23 protein-coding genes and 3 tRNA genes are annotated in these 25,450 nt (G+C 71.3%); 23 read left to right on the top strand and 3 right to left on the bottom strand.

Annotation, left to right across the window (positions count from 1 at the left end; translation table 11 throughout):
• The 4 genes from ACIGG8_RS18240 to ACIGG8_RS18255 form a co-directional block, all read left to right on the top strand.
• Nucleotides 1-197, top strand: a 197-nt coding sequence (locus ACIGG8_RS18240) for a hypothetical protein (RefSeq protein ID WP_396549120.1), incomplete at its 5' end; no start/stop codon positions are given.
• A gap of 14 nt (nucleotides 198-211) precedes the next feature.
• The gene (kdpC, locus tag ACIGG8_RS18245) at nucleotides 212-847 is read left to right on the top strand and encodes a potassium-transporting ATPase subunit KdpC (protein ID WP_396549122.1); all 636 of its coding nucleotides are present in this window, start codon (nucleotides 212-214) and stop codon (nucleotides 845-847) included.
• 125 nt (nucleotides 848-972) lie between these two features.
• Nucleotides 973-3,561, top strand: a complete 2,589-nt coding sequence (locus ACIGG8_RS18250) for an ATP-binding protein (protein WP_396549124.1) — start codon at nucleotides 973-975, stop codon at nucleotides 3,559-3,561.
• Nucleotides 3,554-4,228, top strand: coding sequence for a response regulator (locus ACIGG8_RS18255; RefSeq protein ID WP_350519863.1), 675 nt, complete (start codon nucleotides 3,554-3,556; stop codon nucleotides 4,226-4,228). Before ACIGG8_RS18250 ends, ACIGG8_RS18255 begins: the two co-directional genes overlap by 8 nt.
• Before the next feature lie 264 nt (nucleotides 4,229-4,492).
• Here ACIGG8_RS18255 and ACIGG8_RS18260 read toward each other — a convergent pair whose 3' ends face one another.
• A complete protein-coding gene (locus ACIGG8_RS18260; RefSeq protein WP_396549126.1) occupies nucleotides 4,493-5,761 on the bottom strand; it encodes a hydrolase in 1,269 nt (422 codons plus the stop codon).
• A 252-nt stretch (nucleotides 5,762-6,013) separates the two neighbouring features.
• Between ACIGG8_RS18260 and ACIGG8_RS18265 the strand changes: the two genes are divergently transcribed.
• The 8 genes from ACIGG8_RS18265 to ACIGG8_RS18300 all read left to right on the top strand — a co-directional run bounded on the left by ACIGG8_RS18265 (nucleotide 6,014) and on the right by ACIGG8_RS18300 (nucleotide 10,859).
• Nucleotides 6,014-6,086, top strand: a tRNA-Thr gene (locus ACIGG8_RS18265).
• 43 nt (nucleotides 6,087-6,129) lie between these two features.
• Nucleotides 6,130-6,202: transfer RNA gene (locus ACIGG8_RS18270), tRNA-Met, on the top strand.
• A gap of 83 nt (nucleotides 6,203-6,285) precedes the next feature.
• Nucleotides 6,286-6,450 carry a 50S ribosomal protein L33 gene (gene rpmG, locus ACIGG8_RS18275; protein WP_006604855.1) on the top strand — a complete coding sequence of 55 codons (165 nt, stop codon included), beginning with the start codon at nucleotides 6,286-6,288 and terminating at the stop codon, nucleotides 6,448-6,450.
• A 132-nt stretch (nucleotides 6,451-6,582) separates the two neighbouring features.
• Nucleotides 6,583-7,041, top strand: a complete 459-nt coding sequence (locus ACIGG8_RS18280) for a MaoC family dehydratase N-terminal domain-containing protein (protein WP_396549128.1) — start codon at nucleotides 6,583-6,585, stop codon at nucleotides 7,039-7,041.
• 5 nt (nucleotides 7,042-7,046) lie between these two features.
• Nucleotides 7,047-7,469: a MaoC family dehydratase gene (locus tag ACIGG8_RS18285; protein WP_396549130.1), complete on the top strand. Its 423-nt coding sequence runs from the start codon at nucleotides 7,047-7,049 to the stop codon at nucleotides 7,467-7,469.
• Nucleotides 7,470-7,604: 135 nt separating this feature from the next.
• Complete coding sequence (locus ACIGG8_RS18290) at nucleotides 7,605-8,171, top strand: TetR/AcrR family transcriptional regulator (RefSeq protein ID WP_396549131.1); 567 nt, start codon at nucleotides 7,605-7,607, stop codon at nucleotides 8,169-8,171.
• A gap of 107 nt (nucleotides 8,172-8,278) precedes the next feature.
• Nucleotides 8,279-9,736: an MFS transporter gene (locus ACIGG8_RS18295; protein ID WP_396549133.1), complete on the top strand. Its 1,458-nt coding sequence runs from the start codon at nucleotides 8,279-8,281 to the stop codon at nucleotides 9,734-9,736.
• A 79-nt stretch (nucleotides 9,737-9,815) separates the two neighbouring features.
• On the top strand, nucleotides 9,816-10,859 hold the full coding sequence (locus ACIGG8_RS18300) for a UDP-N-acetylmuramate dehydrogenase (RefSeq protein ID WP_396549134.1): 1,044 nt from the start codon (nucleotides 9,816-9,818) through the stop codon (nucleotides 10,857-10,859).
• A 46-nt stretch (nucleotides 10,860-10,905) separates the two neighbouring features.
• Here ACIGG8_RS18300 and ACIGG8_RS18305 read toward each other — a convergent pair whose 3' ends face one another.
• Nucleotides 10,906-11,979 (bottom strand): adenosine deaminase, encoded by a 1,074-nt coding sequence (locus ACIGG8_RS18305; RefSeq protein WP_350519870.1) that lies wholly within the window; start codon nucleotides 11,977-11,979, stop codon nucleotides 10,906-10,908.
• 109 nt (nucleotides 11,980-12,088) lie between these two features.
• Nucleotides 12,089-13,336 (bottom strand): pyridoxal phosphate-dependent aminotransferase, encoded by a 1,248-nt coding sequence (locus ACIGG8_RS18310; RefSeq protein ID WP_396549136.1) that lies wholly within the window; start codon nucleotides 13,334-13,336, stop codon nucleotides 12,089-12,091.
• Between the two features lie 285 nt (nucleotides 13,337-13,621).
• On the opposite strand from ACIGG8_RS18310, the gene ACIGG8_RS18315 reads away from it, so the two are divergent.
• From ACIGG8_RS18315 to rpoB, 11 genes are all read left to right on the top strand, one after another.
• Nucleotides 13,622-13,694 (top strand) — tRNA-Trp (locus ACIGG8_RS18315).
• A gap of 150 nt (nucleotides 13,695-13,844) precedes the next feature.
• Entirely contained in the window at nucleotides 13,845-14,204 is a 360-nt protein-coding gene (gene secE / locus ACIGG8_RS18320) for a preprotein translocase subunit SecE (protein WP_350519872.1), read from the top strand.
• A 210-nt stretch (nucleotides 14,205-14,414) separates the two neighbouring features.
• Nucleotides 14,415-15,317: a transcription termination/antitermination protein NusG gene (gene nusG, locus ACIGG8_RS18325; RefSeq protein WP_396549137.1), complete on the top strand. Its 903-nt coding sequence runs from the start codon at nucleotides 14,415-14,417 to the stop codon at nucleotides 15,315-15,317.
• 165 nt (nucleotides 15,318-15,482) lie between these two features.
• The gene (rplK, locus tag ACIGG8_RS18330) at nucleotides 15,483-15,917 is read left to right on the top strand and encodes a 50S ribosomal protein L11 (RefSeq protein WP_030232334.1); all 435 of its coding nucleotides are present in this window, start codon (nucleotides 15,483-15,485) and stop codon (nucleotides 15,915-15,917) included.
• 76 nt (nucleotides 15,918-15,993) lie between these two features.
• Nucleotides 15,994-16,716, top strand: a complete 723-nt coding sequence (gene rplA, locus ACIGG8_RS18335; protein WP_030290441.1) for a 50S ribosomal protein L1 — start codon at nucleotides 15,994-15,996, stop codon at nucleotides 16,714-16,716.
• 225 nt (nucleotides 16,717-16,941) lie between these two features.
• Complete coding sequence (locus tag ACIGG8_RS18340) at nucleotides 16,942-17,724, top strand: hypothetical protein (RefSeq protein ID WP_396549139.1); 783 nt, start codon at nucleotides 16,942-16,944, stop codon at nucleotides 17,722-17,724.
• A 134-nt stretch (nucleotides 17,725-17,858) separates the two neighbouring features.
• Nucleotides 17,859-18,695 (top strand): hypothetical protein, encoded by an 837-nt coding sequence (locus ACIGG8_RS18345; protein WP_396549141.1) that lies wholly within the window; start codon nucleotides 17,859-17,861, stop codon nucleotides 18,693-18,695.
• Between the two features lie 269 nt (nucleotides 18,696-18,964).
• Nucleotides 18,965-19,831, top strand: a complete 867-nt coding sequence (locus ACIGG8_RS18350) for a hypothetical protein (RefSeq protein WP_396549143.1) — start codon at nucleotides 18,965-18,967, stop codon at nucleotides 19,829-19,831.
• 350 nt (nucleotides 19,832-20,181) lie between these two features.
• The gene (rplJ, locus tag ACIGG8_RS18355) at nucleotides 20,182-20,745 is read left to right on the top strand and encodes a 50S ribosomal protein L10 (protein WP_045693068.1); all 564 of its coding nucleotides are present in this window, start codon (nucleotides 20,182-20,184) and stop codon (nucleotides 20,743-20,745) included.
• Nucleotides 20,746-20,833: 88 nt separating this feature from the next.
• A complete protein-coding gene (gene rplL, locus ACIGG8_RS18360; RefSeq protein WP_350519878.1) occupies nucleotides 20,834-21,217 on the top strand; it encodes a 50S ribosomal protein L7/L12 in 384 nt (127 codons plus the stop codon).
• 707 nt (nucleotides 21,218-21,924) lie between these two features.
• Entirely contained in the window at nucleotides 21,925-25,401 is a 3,477-nt protein-coding gene (rpoB, locus tag ACIGG8_RS18365; RefSeq protein WP_350519879.1) for a DNA-directed RNA polymerase subunit beta, read from the top strand.
• The last annotated feature ends 49 nt before the right edge of the window (nucleotides 25,402-25,450 follow it).

Raw genomic sequence — 25,450 nt, forward strand, 5'->3', positions numbered from 1 at the left:
CGGCGATCATCTTCAACGCCCTGGTCATCATCGGCCTGATCCCGCTCGCCCTGCGCGGCGTGAAGTACCGCCCGTCCGACGCCAGTTCCCTGCTGCGCCGCAACATCGGGATCTACGGCTTCGGCGGCCTGGTGGTGCCGTTCGTCGGCATCAAGCTGATCGACCTGATCGTCCAGTTCATCCCCGGCCTGAGCTGAGAGAGGAGAATCCGATGTCCAAGCCCCTGCCCACCACCGTGCGCACGCACTTCACCGCACTGCGGATCCTGTTGGTCCTGACGGTGATCCTCGGAGTCGCCTACCCGCTGCTGGTGACCGGGATCAGCCAGGTCGCGTTCAGTGAGAAGGCCGACGGCTCGATCGTGAAGGTCGACGGCAAGGAGGTCGGCTCCAGCCTGATCGGCCAGAACTTCAACCTCCCCAAGGTGAACCCGGACGATCCGAAGGAGGAGGCCAAGCCGGACCCGAAGTGGTTCCAGCCCCGCCCCTCCGCCGCCGGGACCGGCTACGACGCCTCCTCGTCGGGCGCCTCCAACCAGGGCCCGAACAGCGACGACCTGCTGAAGGCCGTCAACGACCGCCGCGCCGCCGTCGCCGCGTTCGACGGCGTCGACCCGGCGAGCGTCCCGGCCGACGCGCTGACCGCCTCCGGCTCCGGCCTCGACCCGCACATCTCCGTGGCCTACGCCAAGGAGCAGGTCAACCGGGTCGCCAGGGAACGCGGCCTGCCGGCCGACAAACTGAACCAGCTGGTCGACAAGTACACCGAGAGCCGTTCGCTCGGCTTCCTCGGACAGGACGGCGTCAACGTCGTGCTGCTCAACAAGGCGCTCAGCGAGCAGAAGTGACATCACCCCACACGAGCGGGTGACCGGGCCGGCCCGGGCACGGGAGGACGCCTCCCGCGCCCGGGCCGGCCGACCCGTGTCCGCAGACGTCCACCACGTCCGATCCGATGGAAAGAGCAGTGCCCATGGCCCGCGACCTCACCCCCGGCTCCGGCGTCCGCCGCGGCCGGCTGAGGGTGTACCTCGGCTCCGCGCCGGGGGTCGGCAAGACCTACCGGATGCTGGACGAGGCCCGGCGCAGACGGGACCGCGGGTCCGACGTCGTGGTCGGGTACATCGAGTGCCACGGCAGACGCCACACCGAGGGCATGCTCGCGGGCCTGGAGGTCCTGCCGAGGGTCCACCGCTCCTACCGGGACGCCGAGTTCGAGGAGATGGACCTCGACGCCGCGCTCGCCCGCCGCCCGTCCGTCGTCCTGGTCGACGAGCTGGCGCACACCAACATCCCCGGCGGCCGGCACGCCAAGCGCTGGCAGGACGTCGAGGAACTGCTCGCCGCCGGGATCGACGTCATCACCACGGTGAACATCCAGCACCTGGAATCGCTGAACGACGTCGTCCGGAAGATCACCGGCATCCCGCAGCGCGAGACCGTCCCGGACGAGGTGGTCCGCCGGGCCGACCAGATCGAGCTCGTCGACATGGCCCCGCAGGCCCTGCGCCGCCGGATGGCCCACGGCAACGTCTACAAGGCGGAGAAGGTGGATGCCGCACTCTCGAACTACTTCCGGGTCGGCAACCTCACCGCCCTGCGCGAACTCGCCCTGCTCTGGGTCGCCGGGCGGGTCGACGAGGGCCTGCGCGACTACCGGGCCAGCCACAACATCGACCGGGTCTGGGAGACCCGCGAACGCGTCGTGGTCGCCCTCACCGGCGGCCCCGAGGGCGAGACCCTGATCCGCCGCGCCGCCCGGATCGCCGACCGGACGGCGGGCGGCGACCTTCTGGCCGTCCACGTCACCCGCAGCGACGGCCTGGCCGGCGCCTCCTCCGGCGCGCTCGCCCAGCAGCGACAGCTGGTCGAGGATCTCGGCGGCAGCTACCACGTGGTCGTCGGCGACGACATCCCCACCGCGCTGCTCGCCTTCGCCCGCGCCCACCACGCCACCCAGCTGGTCCTCGGCACCAGCCGCCGCGGCCGGATCAACCGCTTCCTCACCGGCCCCGGCATCGGCGAGACCACCGTGGACGCCTCCGAGGACATCGACGTCCACATGGTCACCCACGAGTTCACCGGCCGCGGCCGGCTGCCCTCGCTCGGCCGCCGCCACTCCAGGCGCCGCACCGTCGTCGGCTACGCGGCCGGCTTCGTCCTGCCCTGGCTGCTCACCGCCCTGCTCTCCCAGGCGCACCACCGGATCAACCTCACCACCGACGCGCTGATCTTCCAGCTCGGCGTGGTCATCGTGGCCCTGCTCGGCGGCGCCGTGTCCGCCCTGGTGGCCGCGCTCTTCGCCTCGGTGCTGCTGAACTACTACTTCATCCCGCCGATCCACAGCCTGACCATCGGCGAGACCAACAACATCGTGGCCCTGGTGGTCTTCGCCGCCATCGCGCTCACCGTCTCCACCGTCGTCGACCACGCCGGCCGGCTCACCGCCCGGGCCGCCCGGGCCACCGCCGAGGCCGAGACCCTCTCCACCCTGGCGGGCAGCGTGCTGCGCGGCGCCGACGCGCTGCCCGCCCTGCTGGAGAAGTCCCGGACGGCCTTCGGCATGCGGGCCGTCGCCCTGCTCTCCCGGGCCGACGGCGAGGTGCTCGCGCACTGCGCGGACGAGCACCCGGGCGACGGCGACGGCCCGCACGAGACCACCGAGGTCCCGGTCGGCCCGGACGCCGTCCTGGTCCTCACCGGCCGCCGGCTGCCCGCCGCCGACCAGCGCGTGCTCACCGCCTTCGCCGCGCACGTCGCCGCCGCCCTGGAACGCGACCGGCTCGCCGTGGTCGCCGCCGAGGTCGAACCGATCAAGGCCGCCGACCGGATGCGCACCGCCCTGCTCGCCGCCGTCAGCCACGACCTGCGCACCCCGCTCGCCGCCGCCCGCGCCTCGGTCGGCTCGCTGCGCAGCCCCGACGTCGAGTTCTCGCCCGAGGACCAGGCCGAACTGCTCGCCACCGCCGACGAGTCGCTGGTCAAGCTCACCCGTCTGGTCGACAACCTGCTCGACATGAGCCGCCTCCAGGCCGGCGCGCTCACCCTCCACCTCACCGAGACCCACCTCGACGAGGTCCTGCCCCGCGCGCTCGACAGCCTCACCGACCCGTACGCGCCGATCCAGCCGCTCGACCTCGACACCGCCCCGGCGGTGCTCGCCGACCCGCCCCTGCTGGAACGCGTGCTCGCCAACGTGATCACCAACGCGCTGCGCCACAACGCCCCCGGCGCGCCCGTCCTGGTCACCGCCAGCCACCACGCCGACCAGGTCGAGGTCCGGGTGATCGACCGCGGCCCCGGCATCGCCCCCGAGGACCGCGACCGGGTCTTCCTGCCCTTCCAGCGCCTCGGCGACACCGACAACACCACCGGCGTCGGCCTCGGCCTCGCGCTCTCCCGCGGCCTCGCCGAGGCCATGGGCGGCAGCCTGGAGGTCGAGGACACCCCCGGCGGCGGCACCACCATGCTGCTCACCCTGCCCGCCGCCGCCGAGCCCGTCACCCCCGAGCCCGTCACCACCGAGCCCGTCGGCCCCGAGGAGGAGGCGCCGCATGAGTGAGATCCTGATCGTCGACGACGAACCGGCCCTGCTGCGCACCTTGAGGATCAACCTCAGCGCCCGGCAGTACGCCGTCCGCACCGCGGCCAGCGGCGGCGAGGCGCTCGACCGCGCCGCGCACTCGCTCCCGGACGCCGTCCTGCTCGACCTCGGCCTGCCCGACCTCGACGGGATGGACGTGCTGCGCGGCCTGCGCACCCACAGCGCGATGCCGATCATCGTGCTCTCCGGCCGGAGCGACGCCGCGGACAAGGTCGGCGCCCTCGACGCGGGCGCCGACGACTACCTGACCAAGCCGTTCCTGATGGACGAACTGCTGGCCCGGTTACGCGCGGTGCTGCGCCGGCCGCTGGGCGGCGTCCAGCCGGTCCGGCCGGTGATCGGCGACCACACCGTGGACCTCGCGGCCACCACGGTGAACGGCCCCGACGGCACGGTGCGTCTCACCCCGACCGAGTGGCGGATCCTCGCCCTGCTGCTCGCCAATCCCGGCCGGCTGGTGCCCGGCCGGCAGATCCTGCGCGAGGTGTGGGGCCCGGCTCAGGAGGGGCGCGGCAACTACCTGCGGGTCTACCTCGCCGGGCTGCGCCGCAAGCTGGAGCGGGACCCGGCCCGGCCGCGGCACCTGATCACCGAGCCGGGCATCGGGTACCGGTACGTGCCGTAGGAAAGAACCGCCGGGCGTCAACGGGGTGTCAAGAGCGGTCCGCGTGCCGACAGGAGAGCGTCAAGGCGGGAGGCGGCGGTGCTCCGTGGGCGTAGCGTCGGTACCGAACCGAGCGGGCCCTGCTCCGTGTGGGGGAAGCCTGGGGCCGCTCGCGCCGCCGTCGAACTGACGGCCAGCAGGTGGGGGAGGGGCGCGCGACAAACCGTCGCGCGCCCCTTTTTGTTCGTGTCCTACGCGCCCTGGGCGCCGGACCCCGGCCGTCGCTCAGCCCTCGGCGCTCCCGGACTGCCGGGGCAGCGCCAGCGCCACGGTGTCCGCGAACTCCCGTACCGCGCTGGTCCGGCTGACCACCCGGCCGCTGTGCACCACCAGCCGGCTGTGCCCGCCCGAGAGCGCCCCGGCCAGGCTGTCCCCGCGCACCGCCAGCAGCTCCGCAGGGAACCCGGCGTCCACCCGGACCGGCGCCAGCCCGAGCGCCGCCCGGGCCTGGTTCGCCACCGCGTCGTACGCCGCCTCCGGCGTCAACTCCCCACTCGCCGCCAGCAGATAGGCGCACGCGAGCGGATCCGCCCGGCCGACCGGGTTGGACGGGTCGCGCAGGGCCCCGCTGCCCGCCGCCAGCGGCACCCGGGCCGCCGCCAACTCCCGCAGCAGGCCCGGCCGCAGGCCGGAAGGCCGGCCCTCCAGGCCGGTGCAGCCGCCGTTCTGCGGCAGACAGACCACCCGCACCCCGCTGGTCGCCAGCACCGTGGACGCGCCACGCGGCAGCGCACCGCACGGCCCGAGCGTCACCCGTGGCCTCAGCGGTGCCAAGGCGCCCGCCAGCCGGGCGAGTTGGGCCCCGTCGGCGGCCGAGGTGTGCAGGTCCACCGGGCAGTCGGCCTCCCGGGCGGCCTCCAGCAGCAGCTCCACGTAGCCGGACGGGTCCGGGTCCAGCTCCGGGCAGCCGCCGGCCGCCGTGGCGCCCAGCTTGAGCGCCTCGCGCAGCTGCGCCCGGCCGTCCGCACCGGCCCGCCCGGTGAGCAGCCGGGGCATCGCGACCGCCTGCAGGTCGGCCAGCCCGCGCAGTGCCTGCCGGGCGGTGAGCACCGCCTCCAGCGGGCGCAGCCCGTGCACGTCGCCGATCCGGACGTGGGTGCGCTGGGCGGTGGCGCCGTAGCCGAGCGAGGTGAGCGCGGCCTCGGTGACCCGGCGGGTGAGGTCGGTCTGGGTGTCCGGGGGCGGGGCGGGCAGGGCGGCGGAGAAGGCCGCGTCGTAGTGGGCGTGCGCCTCGGCGGGGGCCGGGAGCAGCAGGTAGCCCTTGAGGTCGATCCGGGCGCCGGTGGTCACGGTGGGCGCGCCGGGCAGGGCGGGCAGCGGGCCGAGGCTGCCGACGGTGCCGACGGCCTGGATCCGGTCGCCGCTGATCCGGACGTCCACCACCCGCCCGTCGGCGAGCCGGGCGCCGGTGAGCAGCAGGACGGGGCCGTGCCCGAGCGGGTTGGCCGCCGGGCCGGGCCCGTGGTGCGGCCCGTCGGCGGCTGCGCTGTCCATCGCCGGCTCCTTCTCGCGCCGGACCGTGCGGTCGGCCAGTCGATCCCGATCAATGAGCGTCGAGCCTATGGCGCGCGGGGGCGGGGTGCCGGGAGGCGGGCAATAGTCGTATCGGGTCGGGCCGCGCGCCTCGGAGGCCGATCGAACGACCTGCCTTGGATCGCTCGTCCGTGCACCTCGCCCACCTGCGGTCTTCGCCGCGGGATACGGATTTCACCTCCGGGCGCGAAACGTGTAATCTCTTCCTCGTTCGCCCCTATAGCTCAGTCGGTAGAGCGTCTCCATGGTAAGGAGAAGGTCTGCGGTTCGATTCCGCATGGGGGCTCTGGTGAGAAGCAGTCAGTTTCGGCTGTGCTGCGGATCACTGTGGCGGTGTAGCTCAGTTGGTAGAGCAAGCGGCTCATAATCGCTGTGTCACCGGTTCAAGTCCGGTCACCGCTACCCCGCGTAGTCGGTCGGGAGATCGCACTCCCGGTCGGCTACTCTTGTTGTGTTCTTATTCGTTGTCCAAGGAAGGCACTCCCGTGGCTGCCACCGACGTCCGCCCGAAGATCACGCTGGCCTGCGTGGAGTGCAAGGAGCGGAACTACATCACCAAGAAGAACCGGCGTAACGACCCGGACCGTCTTGAGATGAAGAAGCACTGCCCCCGCTGCAACTCGCACACCGCGCACCGCGAGACCCGCTGACCTCGTCGTAGGGCATCGGGCCTGTGTGAATTCAGGTCTTCGACTCCGGGCCGCATCCCTCACGGGGGGTGCGGCCCGGAGTCTTTTCCGTATCCGTCCGCTTCGTGTCCACCCGTGATCCCAGGAGCTGCCATGGCGCTCGACCCCTCCTTCATCGGGCGTAGCTACCCGCCCACCGAGCCGTACGAGGTCGGCCGGGAGAAGATCCGCGAGTTCGCGATCGCGATCGGTGACGCCAACCCGGCGTACACCGACGCGGAGGCGGCGAAGGCGCTGGGCCACCCGGACGTGATCGCCCCGCCGACCTTCCCGTTCGTGGTCACCTACCGTGCGGCCGGCCAGGTCGTCGAGGACCCGGAGCTGGGCCTGGACTTCACCCGGGTGGTGCACGGCGACCAGAAGTTCGCCTACACCCGCCCGGTGCGGGCCGGGGACCGGCTGTCGGTCGCGGTGACCATCGACAACATCAAGTCGCTCGCGGGCAACGACGTGCTCACCGTGCGCGGCGAGGTGACGGACGCGACCGGCGAGCACGTGGTGACGTCGGTCATGACCCTGGTGGCCCGGGCCGCCGACGAGGCGGGGGAGTGAGCGCGATGGCGATCAGCTACGACGAGGTCGAGGTCGGCACCGAGCTGCCGGCGCAGACGTTCCCGGTGACCCGCGACACACTGGTGCGCTACGCGGGCGCCTCGGGCGACTTCAACCCGATCCACTGGAACGAGAAGTTCGCCCTGGAGGTCGGCCTGCCCGACGTCATCGCACACGGCATGTTCACCATGGCCGAGGCGATCCGGGTGGTCACCGACTGGGTCGGCGACCCGGCCGCGGTGGTCGAGTACGGCGTGCGGTTCACCCGTCCGGTGCCGGTGCCCAACGACGGGGTCGGCGCGGTGGTCGAGGTCTCGGCCAAGGTCGCCAAGAAGCTGGACGACCGCAGGGTGCAGGTCGACCTGCTGGCCACCACGGGCGGGCAGAAGGTCCTCGGGATGTCCAAGGCGGTCGTCCGGCTGGTCTGACGACCGGCCGGTCCGGGGCTGCGGGCCGGTCGGGCGTTCGCTCGACCGGCCGGGCCGCGCCCGGGAGCCGTCCGGCGGAACCGGGCCGCGGTCGCGGGCCTTGCGAAGATAGTGATTGGCCACTAACTTTGAAGCATGGCGAGGTCGAGCATGAGGATGAGTGCGGAGGAGCGGCGCGAGAGCGTCGTCCGTGCCGCGATGATCGAGTTCGCCCGGGGTGGCTACCGGGGCACCTCCACCGAGGCGATCGCCCGCCGGGTGGGCGTCTCGCAGCCGTACCTGTTCAGGCTGTTCCCGGGCAAGCAGGCCATCTTCGAGGCGGCCGCCGAACGCTGCGTGGAGGAGACCTGGCGGGTCTTCGACGAGGCCTCGGCCGGTCTGACCGGTGAGGCGGCCGCCGAGGCGATGTCCGGGGCGTACATGGGGCTGGTCGAGGACCGTGACCAGCTCATGATGCAGATGCAGCTCTACGTCTCGGTGTTCGCGGCCAGGGCGTCCGGCGAGGAGGAGATCGGGGAGAGCGCCCGGCGGCTGTGGGAGGGCCTGTTCGAGCGGGTCAGGATCCGGATCGGCGGCGACATGCGGGACACCACGCAGTTCTTCGCGCACGGGATGCTGATCAACACCCTGGTGGCCCTGGGCTTCCCGCCGGAACACCGGATCTGGACCGGTTTCGACGACAAGTGCGACAAGGCCGAGTAGGTGGGCCGCACGGTGGCATCCGTGCGGCCTCTTTTCGGCCCCCGAAAGTTATTGAGCGATAACTACCTGAGACTCCTGGAACACCCGAGAGGAACCTGGGGGAAGTCATGACGGAGAAACCGGTCCTCGGCAGGACCGCGATCTGGACCCTGGTGATCGTCAGCGCGGCCGGCTTCATGGCCGCCCTGGACAACCTGGTGGTCACCACCGCACTGCCGTCGATCCGCGAGGAGCTCGGCGGCGGGCTGTCCGACCTCGAATGGACGGTCAGCGCCTACACCCTGAGCTTCGCCGTGCTGCTGATGTTCGGCGCCGCCCTCGGCGACCGCTTCGGCCGCCGGAGGATCTTCCTGGTCGGCCTGGCGATCTTCACGGCAGGCTCCGCCGGGGCCGCCCTCTCCCCGGAGATCGGCGAGCTGATCGCCGCCCGGGCGGTCCAGGGCGTCGGAGCCGCGGTGATGATGCCGCTCACCCTCACCCTGCTCACCGCGGCCGTGCCCGAGGCCAAGCGGGGGCTGGCCTTCGGCATCTGGTCGGGCGTCAGCGGCCTCGCCGTCGCCGCCGGACCGCTGATCGGCGGCTCGCTGACCGAGCACTTCTCCTGGCAGTGGATCTTCTGGGTGAACGTCCCGGTCGGCCTCGTCCTGCTGCCGCTGGCCTTCCGCCGGCTCGGCGAGAGCCGCGGGGCGGACGGAGCCTTGGACGTGCCCGGAACGGCGCTGGTCAGCCTGGGGATGTTCGGGGTGGTGCTCGGCCTGATCCGCGGCAACCCGGACGGCTGGACCAGCCCGCTGGTCCTCGGCGCCCTGATCGGCGGCGTCGTGCTGCTGGCCGCCTTCGTCCGGTACGAGCAGCGCGTGGCCGCCCACCCGATGCTGCCGATGCGGCTCTTCCGCAGCCGCACCTTCTCGGCCGTCAACGCCGCCAGCCTGCTGATGTACCTCGGGATGTTCGGCTCGATCTTCCTGATCAGCCAGTACCTCCAGGGGGTCGGCGGCTACAGCCCGCAGGAGGCCGGCATCCGGATGCTGCCCTGGACGGCGATGCCGCTGCTGGTCTCGCCGATCGCGGGCATCGTCTCCGACCGGATCGGCGGCCGGCCGATCGTGGTGGCCGGGCTGGCGCTCCAGGCGATCGGCCTCGCGCTGTTCGGCCTCGTCGCGGACGGCGGCGGCTTCGACTACGCCGCGCAGGTCCCGGTCATCGTGATCTGCGGGATCGGGATGTCGCTGTACTTCGGCCCGACCGCCCAGCTGGTGATGGCGAGCGTCCGGCCCAAGGAGCAGGGCATCGCCTCCGGCGCCAACAACGCGCTGCGCGAGGTCGGCGGGGCGCTCGGCGTCGCCGTGCTCTCGGCGGTCTTCTCGGCGCAGGGCGGCTACGAGTCGGCCCGGTCCTTCGCGGACGGGCTGGTGCCCGCCCTGTACGTCGGCGCGTCGGCCGTCGGGGCCGGGGCGTTCGCCGCGGCGCTCATCCCGCGCCGGCGCGGGGCCGGGGCCGCGGTCGCGGGCCGGGCCGCCGACGGGCAGCCGGCGGCGGACCGGGCCGGGGCGGCCCGGGTCTGAGCCGGTGGCGGACCCGCACCGGACCGGGGCGGGGGAAGGGCGGCCGGGGGGCCGCTCTTCCCCCCGTACGCTGGTGGGCGTGCTGGTAGAAAACGACGCCCCCCTCGCCCCGCTGACCACGCTCCGGCTCGGCGGCCCGGCCCGCCGCCTGGTGACCGCCCACACCGACGACGAGGTGATCGCCGCCGTCCGCGAGGCCGACGCGGCCGGCGAGCCGCTGCTGGTCCTCGGCGGCGGCTCCAACCTGGTGATCGGCGACGCCGGCTTCCCCGGCACCGTGCTGCGGATCGCCACCGCCGGTTTCGCCGTGGACGGCACCGTGCTGGAGCTGGCGGCCGGCGAGGTGTGGTCGGAGGCGGTCGCCCGGGCGGTGCGCGAGCACGGCCTGGCCGGCATCGAGTTCCTGGCCGGCATCCCCGGCTCGGCCGGCGCCACCCCGGTGCAGAACGTCGGCGCGTACGGCCAGGAGGTCGCCCAGACGATCACCGAGGTGGTCGTCTACGACCGCACCGCCGACGAGGTGGTCACGCTCTCGAACGACGAGTGCGCGTTCTCCTACCGGCACAGCCGGTTCAAGGCCGATCCGGACCGCTACGTGGTGCTGCGGGTCCGGTTCGCCCTGGCGGACCACGCCGGCCTCTCCAGCCCGGTCAAGTACGCCGAGGTGGCCAAGCACTTCGGGGTCGGACAGGACGAGCGGGTGCCGCTGGCCGAGGCCTTCGAGGCGGTGCTGGGGCTGCGGGCCGGCAAGGGCATGGTGCTGGACCCGGCGGACCACGACACCTGGTCGGCGGGTTCCTTCTTCACCAACCCGGTGCTCACGGCCGCGCAGTACGAGTCCTTCCGGACCCGCCCGGGCACCGAGAACGCCCCCGCCTACCCGGCCCCGGAGGGCTGCACCAAGACCTCGGCGGCCTGGCTGATCGACAAGGCCGGCTTCGGCAAGGGCTACGGCAGCGGCCCGGCGACCCTCTCCACCAAGCACACCCTGGCGCTCACCAACCGCGGCTCGGCCACCGCCGAGGACCTGCTGGCCCTGGCCCGGGAGATCCGGGACGGGGTCCGCGAGGCCTTCGGGGTGGAGCTGGTGAACGAGCCGGTGATGGTGGGCGTCGCGCTCTAGCACGGCGCTCCGGCCGCGCTGCGCGGCGTGCTCCGCCGGCGCGCGCCTAGGGTGCCGCGGCGGCGGTGACGGGCGCGTCCGCGGGGGCGTGCCCGTTCGCCAGCCAGGCGTCGATGTCCGCCAGCAGCTCCTTGCGGACGGCCTCCGGCGCGACCGAGCCGCGCACCGACTGCCGTGCCAGCTCGGCGAGTTCGGCGTCGTCGAAGCCCAGGACGTCCCGGGCCAGGTCGTACTGGGCGGCCAGTCGGCTGCCGAACAGCAGCGGGTCGTCCGCGCCCAGCGCCAGCGGCACCCCGGCGTCGAAGAGCTTGCGCAGCGGGACCTCCTCGGGGCTCTCGTAGACGCCGAGCGAGACGTTGGAGGACGGGCACACCTCGCAGGTGATCTGCCGGGCCGCCAGCCGCTCCATCAGCCGCGGGTCCTCGGCGGCCCGGACGCCGTGGCCGATCCGGCCGGCGTCCAGGTCGTCCAGGCAGTCCCGGACGGACTCCGGGCCGGCCAGCTCCCCGCCGTGCGGGGCGGCCAGCAGGCCGCCCTTGCGGGCGATCGCGAAGGCCCGGTCGAAGTCCCGGGCGAGGCCGCGGCGCTCGTCGTTGGAGAGGCCGAAGCCGACCACCCCGTGGTCGGCGTAGCGGACGGCCAGCCGGGCCAGCGTCCGGGCGTCCATCGGGGACTTCATCCGGTTGGCCGCGACCAGCACCCGGATGCCCACTCCGGTGGCCCGGGCGGCCTGGTCCACCGCGTCCAGGATCAGCTCCAGCGCCGGGATCAGCCCGCCGAGCCGGGGTGCGTACGAGGTCGGGTCGACCTGGATCTCCAGCCAGCGGGAGCCGTCCCGCCGCTCGTCCTGCGCGGTCTCCAGGACCAGCCGGCGGATGTCAGTCTCGTCCCGCAGCACCGAGCGGGCGGTGTCGTACAGGCGCTGGAAGCGGAACCAGCCGCGCTCGTCGGTGGCCCGCAGCCTGGGCGGTTCGCCGGAACTCAGTGCCTCCGGCAGCCGGACGCCGTGCTTGTCGGCCAGCTCCAGCAGCGTGGCGGGTCGCATCGAGCCGGTGAAGTGCAGGTGCAGGTGGGCCTTCGGGAGGCCCCTGACGTCTCGCGGGTTCAACAGGCGTTCCATTCACCGATACTGCCGTATGCGGCCCCAGAACGGGAACCGCCCTCTTTTCGTCCCCCGAAGGGGTGAAAGAGGGCGGTGTGCCGGGTGAATCCCGAATGTCTGCTTGACGTCAGTCGCGGGCCTCGGCCAGCAGCTTCTGGATCCGGCTGATGCCCTCGACCAGGTCGTTGTCGCCGAGCGCGTAGGAGAACCGCAGGTAGCCGGGGGTGCCGAAGGCCTCACCGGGGACGGCGGCGACCTCGACCTCGTCCAGGATCAGACCCGCCAGCTCGGCGGAGGTCTGCGGGCGCTTGCCGCGGATCTCCTTGCCCAGCAGGCCCTTGACCGACGGGTACGCGTAGAACGCGCCCTGCGGCTCGGGGCAGACGACGCCGTCGATCTCGTTGAGCATCTTCACGATGGTCTGGCGGCGGCGGTCGAAGGCGGTGCGCATCTCGTGCACGGCCGAGAGGTCGCCCGCGACGGCGGCGATCGCGGCGCGCTGGGCGACGTTGGAGACGTTCGAGGTGGCGTGCGACTGCAGGTTGGTCGCGGCCTTGATGACGTCCTTGGGGCCGATCACCCAGCCCACCCGCCAGCCGGTCATCGCGTAGGTCTTGGCGACACCGTTGACCACGATGCACTTGTCGGCCAGCTCGGGCAGCAGGGCCGGCAGCGAGGTGAACTCGGCGCCGCCGTAGACCAGGTGCTCGTAGATCTCGTCGGTGAGCACCCACAGGCCGTGCTCCAGCGCCCAGCGGCCGATCGCCTCGGCCTCGGCCCGGGTGTACACCGCGCCGGTCGGGTTGGACGGCGAGACGAACAGCACCACCTTGGTGTTCTCGGTGCGGGCGGCCTCCAGCTGCTCGACCGAGACCTTGTAGCCGGTGGTCTCGTCGGCCACGACCTCCACCGCGACGCCGCCGGCCAGCTGGATCGACTCCGGGTAGGTGGTCCAGTACGGGGCCGGGACGATGACCTCGTCGCCCGGGTCCAGGATCGCGGCGAAGGCCTCGTAGATCGCCTGCTTGCCACCGTTGGTGACCAGTACCTGGGAGGCGTCCACCTCGTAGCCGGAGTCGCGCAGCGTCTTGGCGGCGATCGCGGCCTTCAGCTCGGGCAGGCCACCCGCCGGGGTGTACCGGTGGTTCTTCGGGTCGCGGCAGGCCTCGACGGCGGCCTCGACGATGTAGTCCGGCGTGGGGAAGTCGGGCTCGCCGGCACCGAAGCCGATGACCGGGCGGCCGGCGGCCTTGAGAGCCTTGGCCTTGGCGTCCACGGCGAGGGTCGCGGACTCGGCGATCGCGCCGATCCGGGCGGAGACCCGGCGGTCGGCGGGGCGGATGGACTGGTCGGGCTGCGGGGTGGAAGCGCTCATGCCTGCATCGTCGCAGAACCGGGACGGACCGGGCAGCGCGGTTCCAGTATCCGTACGGCTCCGTCCGGATCCCGGCGCCCGGCGATCCGTCGGCGGGCGCCCCGCCGGACCGGACATCCGCCGGGCGATCGATCGTCCCGGAAGAAGAGGTTCGACCAAACGCCCCTCGACCACGTACACTCGCTGCTCGACGGCCCGCCGAAAAAGACCGGAGCTTGAACCGCCTGTGCAGACAGCGGGGAGAGATGCGGTAGGTTGGTCGCCACCGGAGCCGCGAGGCACCGTAGGGCAATAGCTCAATTGGTAGAGCACCGGTCTCCAAAACCGGCGGTTGGGGGTTCGAGTCCCTCTTGCCCTGCTGCTAGATCCGCACTTAGCCCGTTCGCTCCACAGAGCGAGCGGGCTTGATGCGGAGATGGCACCGATCAGCACCGCTAAGCCGGCCGGTCGTGCTCCATCTAGGGTGCGCGGCGACGGTCCGGCAGGACCCGGATTCAGGTGAGGACGAGTGACGGAGACCACGGGCTCCACCGCAACGCCTGAGAGCGGCAACCCCGAGGGTGCCGACGGCGCTGCCGGGACCACGCCTGCCGAGGGCGAGGAGAAGGCGCTCTCGCGCCGCGACCGCAAGCGGGCCAACCGCTCGGGCGACAAGAAGTCCGGCAAGCGGGCCAAGAAGGGCCTGTTCGCCCGCATGGCGCTGTTCTACCGCCAGATCATCGCCGAACTGCGCAAGGTGGTCTGGCCCACCCGGAGCGAGCTCACCAACTACACCACCGTCGTGGTCGTGTTCGTCGTCGTCGTGATGGCCTTCGTGGCCGGTCTGGACTACGGCTTCTCCAAGCTGAGCCTCTGGATCTTCGGCTGACGCAGCCGACCACCTTCGAAACAACCTCCCGACCCGGGCCGACCTTCGGCCCGGGTCGAGCTGTCGGCGGAGGTCGTACGCGCCGTTACCGTTGACTCGGTACTGTTGAAGTCTCCGAGGCCTCATCCAGGCGCCCGCGCGAGCGGCAGCGCGCCGGGTCCGGTTCCGGAGCGCGCCACCTTCACCATCTCCAGGAAAGAAGCAGCCACCGTGTCTGAGTCCCCCCTGTACGACGCCGACGAGACCGTCCGCGAGGCGGATGTCGCCGCCGAGCTGGACGCGGCCGAGCTGGCTGACGACGTCGAGTCCGCCGAGCAGATCGTGGACGCCGCGGACAGCGACGAGGACGAGGTCGAGGCGTACGACGAGGCCGAGGCCGGCGAGCCCGCCGAGGAGGCCGCGCTGCACGAGGAGGGCGACGTCGAGGCCGCCGTCGAGGCCGCCGTCGAGGCCGCCGCCGAGGAGACCGAGGTCGAGGAGGCCGAGGAGTCCGAGGAGGCCGAGGAGGTCGACCCGGTCGCCAAGTTCCGCGAGGACCTGCGCTTCATGCCGGGCGAGTGGTACGTGATCCACACCTACGCCGGCTACGAGAACCGGGTGAAGCAGAACCTGGAGCAGCGCGCCGTCTCGCTGAACGTCGAGGAGTACATCTTCCAGGCCGAGGTGCCGCAGGAGGAGGTCGTCCAGATCAAGAACGGCGACCGCAAGACCATCCGCCAGAACAAGCTCCCCGGCTACGTCCTGGTGCGCATGGACCTCACCCCGGAGTCCTGGGGCGTCGTGCGCAACACCCCGGGTGTCACCGGCTTCGTCGGCAACGCCTACGACCCGTACCCGCTGACGCTGGACGAGGTCGTCAAGATGCTCGCCCCCGACGTCGAGCGCCAGGCGGCCAAGGAGGCCGGCAAGCCCTCGCCGGTCAAGCCCAGCGAGATCCAGGTGCTGGACTTCGAGGTCGGCGACTCGGTCACCGTCACCGACGGCCCGTTCGCGACCCTGCAGGCGACCATCAACGAGATCAACCCCGACTCGAAGAAGGTCAAGGGCCTGGTCGAGATCTTCGGCCGGGAGACCCCGGTCGAGCTCTCCTTCGACCAGATCCAGAAGAACTAGTCATACGGTCTTCGGATCCGGGGCGGGGCCGAGGGCCCTGCCCCGGATCCGTTTTGGTCCAGCGGCGCGGACGCGTTAGCCTGGTCCGATGTGTGTGCTGGCGGCCGGGTGTCGCCCCGGTTCCGCACGCACCAGCAATCACCTCTCGGAAGGACCCGGAGAGACATGCCTCCCAAGAAGAAGAAGGTCACGGGGCTTATCAAGCTCCAGATCAACGCCGGCGCGGCCAACCCGGCGCCGCCGGTCGGCCCCGCGCTGGGTCAGCACGGCGTCAACATCATGGAGTTCTGCAAGGCCTACAACGCTGCGACCGAGTCGCAGCGCGGCATGATCGTGCCGGTGGAGATCACGGTCTACGAGGACCGTTCCTTCACCTTCATCACGAAGACGCCGCCGGCCGCGCGCCTCATCCTGAAGGCCGCCGGTATCGAGAAGGGCTCCAGCGAGCCGCACAAGACCAAGGTCGCGAAGCTCACCAGCGCCCAGGTCCGCGACATCGCCACCACCAAGATGCCCGACCTGAACGCCAACGACCTGGACGCCGCGGAGAAGATCATCGCCGGCACCGCCCGGTCGATGGGCATCACGGTCGAGGGCTGATCCCCTTCTCGTTCCCTGTGGTAGGGCCTGCGCAGGCCCGAGACACCACAACTCCAATCACCATTCAGGAGCAGCAGTGAAGCGCAGCAAGGCTCTGAAGGCCGCGGACGCCAAGGTCGACCGCGAGCGCCTTTACGCCCCCCTTGAGGCTGTCCGCCTCGCCAAGGCGACCAGCACCACCAAGTTCGACGGCACCGTTGAGGTCGCCATGCGTCTGGGCGTCGACCCGCGCAAGGCCGACCAGATGGTCCGCAGCACCGTGATCCTCCCGCACGGCACCGGTAAGACCGCTCGGGTCCTGGTCTTCGCGACCGGCGAGCGTGCCGAGGCCGCGCGTGCTGCGGGTGCCGACATCGTCGGTGCCGACGAGCTGATCGACGAGGTCGCGAAGGGCAAGCTGGACTTCGACGCCGTCGTCGCCACCCCGGACCTCATGGGCAAGGTCGGCCGCCTGGGCCGCGTGCTCGGCCCCCGTGGTCTGATGCCGAACCCGAAGACCGGCACCGTGACCCCGGACGTCGCCAAGGCTGTCAACGACATCAAGGGCGGCAAGATCGAGTTCCGCGTCGACAAGCACTCGAACCTGCACTTCATCATCGGTAAGGCCTCCTTCACCGACGAGCAGCTGGTCGAGAACTACGCCGCCGCGCTGGACGAGGTGCTCCGCGCCAAGCCGTCCGCCGCCAAGGGCCGCTACATCAAGAAGACCGCGTTCTCGACCACCATGGGCCCCGGCATCCAGGTGGACCCGAACCGCACCCGCAACCTCCTCGTCGAGGAGGACCCGGCCGCGGTCTGAGCCCCAGCGCTCTAGAGCAGTCCGTACGACGGGCCCGCACCCCCTTCACCGGGGGTGCGGGCCCGTCGTCGTTCCCGCGGTCGGAGCCGCTCCTGGGGCCGGGGTCGGGGGTGCGACGGGAGCGGCTGCCGGGCCGGGACCTGCCCGGATGGGAACGCATGCACGAACCGTCGTACGCTCTGCCGGTCAGATCATGTGGAGAGCCCGCGACCGACGGAGTGTGCCGTGCCGCCAGCCCCCCGCTCCGCCGCCCTGGCGGCCGTCCTGCTGCTGCTCGGCGCCGGCACCGGCTGCAGCCTGCTGGCCGTACCGGACACCGGCACGCCCGGCGTCCCCACGGCCCTGCCGCCCAAGCAGGTGGTGCTCTCGGCCGCGCAGGCCCTGGACGACGCCGGCGGTGCCCGGATCGAGGTGGAGCGGGAGGGGCCCGAGGGGCGCCGCACCGCGAGCGGCACGCTGGTCTGGGGCCCCCGGGACGAGGCCGCGCTGACCGTCACCGACGAGGCGGGCACCGGGCAGCTGACGTCGCGGAACGGCGCGATCGACCTCGTCTACCAGGGCGGCGCGGCCAAGCACGCCGACCGGGCCGGCGCCGAGTCGCTGGACCCGACGGCCGGCCCCGATCCGGACGGCTACGCGGGCGGCTGGACGACCGCGCTGGTCACCGACCCGGGCAGCCGCGCCTACGCGATCGCCCAAGCCGTCCCGCTCGGATCGCTCGGCGGCGAGCAGCTGGCCGGCACGACCGTCGCGCACTACCAGGGCACCGTGTCGGTGGACGGATTCTTCGGCGCGGACCGGGAGTCGAGCCCGCAGCGGCGCGCGGCCGCGGTCGACTGGTACCGCCAGCGCGGGGTCACGACGATCGGCTTCGACGTCTGGGTGGGGCCCGGCGAGCGGCTGATGAGACTGCGCGAGACGGTCCGGGGCACCGCCGGAACCACCGTGACCACGACGGACGTCCCGTCCTCCGGGACGGGCGACGCGTCGCCCGCCGCGGACGGCTGACGGGATGCCCGAAATCCGGTGAGTGACGGCTCGGGAGATCCGTTAGAGTCCGGCTGGGAATGACTGGGAGAGACCTGGGAAGAGCCGGGAACCGGCTCCTGTCCGGGTCGACGATGATCTTCACGGGGGACTTCATGCGCGCTGTGCGCCTCGCCTCGGCCGTCGCGACGACGGTCGTCCTGCTCGGTGCGGTCACCGCCTGCAGCAGCAAGGGCGGCAACGACGCCAAGGCCGGCGACGCCAAGGGCGGCGACCCGATCGCGGCGGCGTTGACCGGGGACCCGAAGGCGGCGCTGGCCGCCTCCGCGCTGGTCATGCAGAAGGCCGGCAACGGCAAGGTCACCATGGTCGCCCCGGACGACGCCAAGGGCGGCGGCACCGGCGACGCCGACTGGAAGGACCCGGCCAAGGCCGCCGTGGACCTGGTCGGCGACATGGGGGGCAAGAAGCTCCGGATCCGGGTGGTCGGGCCGGACGCCTACCTTGGCGGCGACGACGCGGCCGCGGTCCTGGGCGGAAAGCACTGGGTGAAGCTGCCCGCCGGGAACGAGGCCGGGGACGGCTTCCGGGCGGCGGGCCAGATGCTGAACCCGGTCGTCCTGCTCACCGTCGCGGCCCAGGGCGGCAAGCCGACCAAGGTCGGCCAGGAGGACCTGAAGGGCACCCCGACCACCCACCTGCGGGCGGTCGAGGAGACCTCCACCCTGGTGGCCGGGATGTCGGGGCTCCCCGAGGAGCAGCGCAAGGCCGTCCAGAAGACGCTGGAGGAGGACGGCAAGACCCTCACCTTCGACTTCTGGCTGAACGCCAAGCAGGAGCTCGTCCAGTACCAGGAGTACGGCGACACGAACGGTGCGAAGGAGGCCGTCACGGTCACCTACTCGGACCTCGGCAAGGCTGCCGCGATCACGGCGCCCGCCGCCGCCGACCTCGGAGACCAGGCCGAGCTCCTCAAGCTGCTCGGCAGCTGATCCGGCCATCGCCCACCCGGACCACGCCGTCCCGGTGACCGCCACCACCCGGAGCCGTCCGACGTGGTGGCGTCCACCGAGCCCGCGGAGCCCGGAGGAGGGCGCCACCGGCCGACCGGCGCGCACGGCCGCGGCTCGGCCGACCCGGTGGATCCGGCCGGCCGGGCCCGACCGCTGAGGGGGCCGCCACCGCGCGGGCCGGTTACGGGTGGCAAGGTGGCGGGACGAGGGCCGTCGTCGGACGGAGCAGGGTGAGGAAGGGAACGGACGTGGCGGGACGGCAGCGGTTGGCGGCAGTGGCCGCCGTCGCCCTGCTGGCGAGTGGGCTGAGCGGCTGCGGCGGGGGAGCCGACGGCACGGCCGCGGCGTCCGGCAGCCCGACCCCGACCAGCGCGTCGCCGACCGCCTCCGCGGCCAAGCCGACCGACCGCTCCCCGCACGGCGTGCTGCTCTCCGCCCAGCTGGCCATGCAGACCGCCCGCCGGGCCAAGGTCAGCTACCGGCTCGGCGCGGACGCCGGATCCGGCCCGCTGTTCTGGCAGCCGAAGACGGCGCTGCAGGTCAAGCGCTCCACCCCGGCCGACGCCGAGCAGCTGATCGTGGTGGACACCGTCGCCTACCAGGGCGGCGACGCGGCCACCGCGGCCCGGCAGGGCGGCAGGCACTGGGAGCGCTTCACCGTCCCGCCGGACCCGGACGGCCGCAAGGAGATCCCGTACGCCGGGCTGATCGACCTGCTGAACCCGGTGGAGGCGCTGGCCGCGGCCACCGCCGACGGGACGGACCCCGCCTTCGTCGGCGAGGAGAAGTACGAGGACTCGACCGTCGAGCACTACCGGGTCACCACCAACGCCGAGCGGTACGCGGCCGCCCAGACCCAGCTGCCCCAGGCCCGCCGTGACGGCCTGCGGGCCGCGCTCGCCCCCGGCGGTTCGCTCTTGCTCACTCTGGACCTCTGGCTCAACGACAAGGACCAGCTGGTGCGGCTCCAGCGCACCGGCAGCGGGGACAGCGGCCGGGCGGACGACTCGGTGCTCTACACCGACCTGGCCGGCGCCCTGCTCTCGGCGCAGGCGCCGGCCGAGACGGACACCGCGGACACCGGCGTGCGGACGGTCTCCCCGCTGGCCCGCTGAGCGCTCCGGGGTTGCTCCGTCCGAGGGCGATTTGCACCTCGCGGACGCGTCCGGCTAATCTGGCCGAAGCCAAAGACCGCTGGTTGTCGCCGGGCGCCCGAGAGGGAGTCGGTGGCCGAAGGATCTGCGATTCGTCGCAGGCAGCCCGCGCAGGTGTGTCTGGAGCTTCGACTTCCGGGTCTCGCGTTCGCGCGGCAGCCCGTCGAGGTCGTTCCGAGCCCCGTGCCCCTGCGCATCGGGGCTCATTGCATTTCTGCAAGGGCTTTCCTTCCGTCCAGCCGGTCAGCGGCAGAATTGGTCGACTTTCGTGGTCGGCCTGACTTCGACATCACGGAAGGAGGCGTAAGCCTATGGCCAGGCCCGACAAGGCTGCTGCCGTCGCCGAGATCACGGACAAGTTCCGTGGCTCCTCCGCGGCGCTGCTGACCGAGTACCGCGGTCTCTCGGTGAAGCAGGTCAAGACCCTGCGTCGCTCGCTCGGCGACAACGCCGAGTACGCCGTGGTGAAGAACACGCTGACCAAGATCGCGGCCAATGAGGTCGGGATCACGGAGCTCGACGACCTGTTCAACGGTCCGACGGCTGTCGCCTTCGTCACCGGTGACCCGGTGGAGTCGGCGAAGGCTCTGCGTGACTTCGCCAAGGAGAACCCCGCTCTCATCATCAAGGGCGGTGTCCTTGACGGTAAGGCGCTGTCCGCCGATGAGATCAAGAAGCTCGCGGACCTTGAGTCCCGCGAGGTGCTGCTCGCCAAGCTGGCGGGTGCCCTGAAGGCCAAGCAGTCCCAGGCTGCCGCGCTCTTCCAGGCCCTGCCGTCGAAGCTCGTCCGCACTGTGGACGCGCTGCGCGACAAGGTCGAGCAGGGCGGTGCCGGTACGCCGGCTCCCGCCGCCGAGGACGCTGCCGCCGAGTAATTCGGCAGGCTCACGCCTCGCTGCGGGCCCGTGCCCGCCCAACCCGTACATCCGGCACCACCTGCCGATTTAGTGGAAGGACGCCATCATGGCGAAGCTGTCCCAGGACGAGCTGCTCGCGCAGTTCGAGGAGCTCACCCTCATCGAGCTGGCCGCCTTTGTGAAGGCCTTCGAGGAGAAGTTCGACGTCACCGCTGCCGCCCCGGTCGCCGTTGCCGCCGCCGGCGTTGCCGGCCCGGCCGCCGAGGCCGCTGAGGAGCAGGACGAGTTCGACGTCATCCTCGACGGTGCCGGCGACAAGAAGATCCAGGTCATCAAGGAGGTGCGCACCCTGACCTCCCTCGGCCTGAAGGAGGCCAAGGACCTCGTTGACACCGCTGGTGCCAAGGTCCTGGAGAAGGTTGCCAAGGACGTTGCCGAGAAGGCCAAGGCTGCCCTTGAGGGTGCCGGCGCCAAGGTCACCGTCAAGTGATCTTGCGCCCCCTCTGAGGGGGCGTGCGGCCGGGCCGACCACCCTCACGGGTGGTCGGCCCGGCCTTTTCGCGTTCCCGGGGACGGGCCCCCGTCCGGCCCCGCTCCGGGCCCCGTTCCGCCGTCCGGGTCGATGCGCCCCACCGGTGTGGCCGATCGCGCACTCGGCAGTGTCGGTGGCGAGGGGTATGGTGATCAACGTCGTCGGGGCGGTCCCCACCACGGCTTCTGTAACGCCGGAGGGGATCCGACCGATGGACGGGGCGAGGTCCGCACCGTCGGCGGGCCCTTGACGAACCAGGCGCGGCGCGCGATTCTCAAGGCGCGAGTCCGCCCGGTTGGTCCGCTGCTGGATGCATAACCAGTGGCCCGGCGGGAAATGACTCCACGTGAGTTAGAGCAGTACCCGGTGGGCGTCCGCGCTCACCGGCTACCGGGAGGAGTCTCCGATTCGGTCTCCGAATCAGAGCTGGACAGCAGTGTGGCCTTTGGCTACACTGTCCCTTTGCGCTGCCTGTTAGCTGCTCCGTGACTCGTCGCCCGGAGTTTGCGTTGCCCTGAAGGGGTCTGGCATCGCCTCCGCAAAGCGGCTCTGACCTGGGGTTTCGACTCCGGCAGAGGCCGGTGGCGATGGAGGCGGGACCAAGCCCAAGCAGGCCCGGCTGGTACGCGCGTAGTGAGCTCCGAGCCCTCGGAAGGACCCCCCTCTTGGCCGCGCCGCGCAACGCCTCGAACAATTCCGCCGCATCCACCGCCCCGCTCCGCGTCTCCTTCGCGAAGATCAAGGAGCCCCTTGAGGTCCCGAACCTCCTGGCCCTGCAGACCGAGAGCTTTGACTGGCTGCTCGGCAACGCGGCCTGGAAGTCCCGGGTCGAGGCGGCCCTGGAGAGTGGTCAGGACGTCCCCACCAAGTCCGGTCTGGAGGAGATCTTCGAGGAGATCTCCCCGATCGAGGACTTCAGCGGGTCGATGTCCCTGACCTTCCGCGACCACCGTTTCGAGCCGCCGAAGAACTCCATTGACGAGTGCAAGGACCGCGACTTCACGTTCGCGGCCCCGCTCTTCGTCACGGCCGAGTTCACCAACAACGAGACCGGTGAGATCAAGTCTCAGACGGTCTTCATGGGCGACTTCCCGCTCATGACCCACAAGGGCACGTTCGTGATCAACGGCACCGAGCGTGTCGTCGTCTCGCAGCTGGTCCGCTCCCCGGGTGTGTACTTCGACTCCACCCTGGACAAGGTGTCCGACAAGGACATCTACTCCTGCAAGGTCATCCCCTCGCGTGGTGCCTGGCTGGAGATGGAGATCGACAAGCGCGACATGGTCGGCGTCCGCATCGACCGCAAGCGCAAGCAGTCCGTCACCGTGCTGCTCAAGGCGCTCGGCTGGACCAACGAGATGATTCTCGAAGAGTTCGGCGAGTACGAGTCGATGCGCGCCACCCTGGAGAAGGACCACACCCAGGGCCAGGACGACGCGCTGCTGGACATCTACCGCAAGCTGCGTCCGGGCGAGCCGCCGACGCGTGAGGCCGCGCAGACGCTTCTGGAGAACCTGTACTTCAACCCGAAGCGCTACGACCTGGCCAAGGTCGGTCGTTACAAGGTCAACCGCAAGCTGGGCAACGCCGAGTCGCTGGACTCCGGCGTGCTCACCGAGCCCGACATCATCGGTGCGATCAAGTACCTGGTGAAGCTGCACGCGGGCGAGACCGAGTGGCGTGACGGCGACGGCCGCGACATCGTGGTCGAGGTCGACGACATCGACCACTTCGGCAACCGTCGCCTGCGCAACGTCGGCGAGCTCATCCAGAACCAGGTCCGTACGGGTCTCGCCCGTATGGAGCGCGTCGTGCGCGAGCGCATGACCACCCAGGACGTCGAGGCGATCACGCCGCAGACCCTGATCAACATCCGGCCGGTCGTCGCCTCCATCAAGGAGTTCTTCGGCACCAGCCAGCTGTCGCAGTTCATGGACCAGACGAACCCGCTGTCGGGCCTGACCCACAAGCGTCGTCTGTCCGCCCTCGGCCCCGGCGGTCTCTCCCGTGAGCGCGCCGGCTTCGAGGTCCGTGACGTGCACCCCTCGCACTACGGCCGCATGTGTCCGATCGAGACCCCCGAAGGCCCGAACATCGGTCTGATCGGGTCGCTGGCCTCGTACGGCCGGGTCAACGCGTTCGGCTTCATCGAGACGCCGTACCGCAAGGTCGTCGACGGTGTGGTCACCGAGCAGGTCGACTACCTGACCGCCGACGAGGAGGACCGCTACGTCATCGCGCAGGCGAACGCCCCGCTGACGGCGGAGCTGACCTTCGCCGAGCCGCGTGTCCTCGTCCGCCGCCGCGGCGGCGAGATCGACTACATCCCGGGCTCCGAGATCGACTACATGGACGTCTCGCCGCGCCAGATGGTGTCGGTCGCGACCGCCATGATCCCGTTCCTTGAGCACGACGACGCCAACCGCGCGCTCATGGGATCCAACATGATGCGTCAGGCGGTGCCGCTGCTGAAGAGCGAGGCCCCGCTGGTCGGCACCGGCATGGAGTACCGCTGCGCCGTCGACGCCGCCGACGTCATCACCGCCGAGAAGGCCGGTGTCGTCCAGGAGGTCTCGGCCGACTACGTCACCGTGGCCAACGACGACGGCACGTACACCACGTACCGCGCCGCCAAGTTCACCCGCTCCAACCAGGGCACCGCCTTCAACCAGAAGGTGCTCGTGGACGAGGGCGCCCGGGTCGAGGTCAACCAGGTGCTGGCCGACGGCCCCTGCACCGACGAGGGCGAGATGGCCCTCGGCAAGAACCTGCTCGTGGCGTTCATGTCGTGGGAGGGTCACAACTACGAGGACGCGATCATCCTGTCGCAGCGCCTCGTGCAGGACGACGTCCTCTCCTCGATCCACATCGAGGAGCACGAGGTCGACGCCCGTGACACCAAGCTCGGCCCCGAGGAGATCACCCGGGACATCCCGAACGTCTCCGAGGAGGTCCTCGCCGACCTCGACGAGCGCGGCATCATCCGCATCGGTGCCGACGTCGTCACCGGCGACATCCTGGTCGGCAAGGTGACCCCGAAGGGTGAGACCGAGCTGACCCCCGAGGAGCGCCTGCTCCGCGCGATCTTCGGTGAGAAGGCCCGTGAGGTCCGCGACACCTCGCTGAAGGTGCCGCACGGTGAGTCCGGCAAGGTCATCGGCGTCCGCGTCTTCGACCGCGAAGAGGGCGACGAGCTGCCCCCGGGCGTCAACCAGCTGGTCCGCGTCTACGTGGCCCAGAAGCGCAAGATCACCAACGGTGACAAGCTCGCCGGCCGTCACGGCAACAAGGGCGTCATCTCCAAGATCCTGCCGGTCGAGGACATGCCGTTCCTGGAGGACGGCACCCCGGTCGACATCATCCTCAACCCGCTGGGTGTCCCGTCCCGAATGAACCCGGGACAGGTCCTGGAGATCCACCTCGGGTGGCTCGCCAAGCAGGGCTGGGACGTCTCCGGCCTCGCCGACGAGTGGGCCCAGCGCCTGCAGGCGATCGGCGCCGACCAGGTCGACGGTGGCACCAACCTCGCCACCCCGGTCTTCGACGGCGCCCGCGAGGACGAGATCACCGGCCTGCTGGACAACACCACCCTCACCCGTGACGGTGAGCGCCTGGTGAACTCCACCGGCAAGGCCCGGCTGTTCGACGGCCGCTCCGGCGAGCCGTTCCCGATGCCGGTCTCGGTCGGCTACATGTACATCCTCAAGCTGCACCACCTGGTCGACGACAAGCTGCACGCCCGTTCGACCGGCCCGTACTCGATGATCACCCAGCAGCCGCTCGGTGGTAAGGCGCAGTTCGGTGGTCAGCGCTTCGGTGAGATGGAGGTGTGGGCCCTTGAGGCGTACGGCGCGGCCTACGCGCTGCAGGAGCTGCTCACCATCAAGTCCGACGACGTGCTCGGCCGCGTGAAGGTCTACGAGGCCATCGTCAAGGGCGAGAACATCCCCGAGCCCGGCATTCCCGAGTCCTTCAAGGTCCTCATCAAGGAAATGCAGTCGCTCTGCCTCAACGTGGAGGTGCTGTCCTCGGACGGCCAGTCCATCGAGATGCGGGACTCCGACGAGGACGTGTTCCGCGCCGCCGAGGAGCTCGGCATCGACCTGTCCCGGCGCGAGCCGAGCAGCGTCGAAGAGGTCTGACGGAGGTGGGGCCGGCCGCACGACCGCGGCCGGCCCGCCCCCAGGCCCC

Origin of the sequence: Kitasatospora sp. NPDC085464, assembly GCF_044541955.1 — a bacterium.
Taxonomy (GTDB): Bacteria; Actinomycetota; Actinomycetes; order Streptomycetales; family Streptomycetaceae; genus Kitasatospora.

Coding starts and splice junctions, on each gene's coding strand:
- kdpC (WP_396549122.1), top strand. CDS start 212: ATGTCCAAGCCCCTGCCCACCACCGTGCGCACGCACTTCACCGCACTG.
- ACIGG8_RS18250 (WP_396549124.1), top strand. CDS start 973: ATGGCCCGCGACCTCACCCCCGGCTCCGGCGTCCGCCGCGGCCGGCTG.
- ACIGG8_RS18255 (WP_350519863.1), top strand. CDS start 3,554: ATGAGTGAGATCCTGATCGTCGACGACGAACCGGCCCTGCTGCGCACC.
- ACIGG8_RS18260 (WP_396549126.1), bottom strand. CDS start 5,761: ATGGACAGCGCAGCCGCCGACGGGCCGCACCACGGGCCCGGCCCGGCG.
- ACIGG8_RS18280 (WP_396549128.1), top strand. CDS start 6,583: ATGGCGCTCGACCCCTCCTTCATCGGGCGTAGCTACCCGCCCACCGAG.
- ACIGG8_RS18285 (WP_396549130.1), top strand. CDS start 7,047: ATGGCGATCAGCTACGACGAGGTCGAGGTCGGCACCGAGCTGCCGGCG.
- ACIGG8_RS18290 (WP_396549131.1), top strand. CDS start 7,605: ATGGCGAGGTCGAGCATGAGGATGAGTGCGGAGGAGCGGCGCGAGAGC.
- ACIGG8_RS18295 (WP_396549133.1), top strand. CDS start 8,279: ATGACGGAGAAACCGGTCCTCGGCAGGACCGCGATCTGGACCCTGGTG.
- ACIGG8_RS18305 (WP_350519870.1), bottom strand. CDS start 11,979: ATGGAACGCCTGTTGAACCCGCGAGACGTCAGGGGCCTCCCGAAGGCC.
- ACIGG8_RS18310 (WP_396549136.1), bottom strand. CDS start 13,336: ATGAGCGCTTCCACCCCGCAGCCCGACCAGTCCATCCGCCCCGCCGAC.
- rplK (WP_030232334.1), top strand. CDS start 15,483: ATGCCTCCCAAGAAGAAGAAGGTCACGGGGCTTATCAAGCTCCAGATC.
- ACIGG8_RS18345 (WP_396549141.1), top strand. CDS start 17,859: ATGCGCGCTGTGCGCCTCGCCTCGGCCGTCGCGACGACGGTCGTCCTG.
- rplJ (WP_045693068.1), top strand. CDS start 20,182: ATGGCCAGGCCCGACAAGGCTGCTGCCGTCGCCGAGATCACGGACAAG.
- rplL (WP_350519878.1), top strand. CDS start 20,834: ATGGCGAAGCTGTCCCAGGACGAGCTGCTCGCGCAGTTCGAGGAGCTC.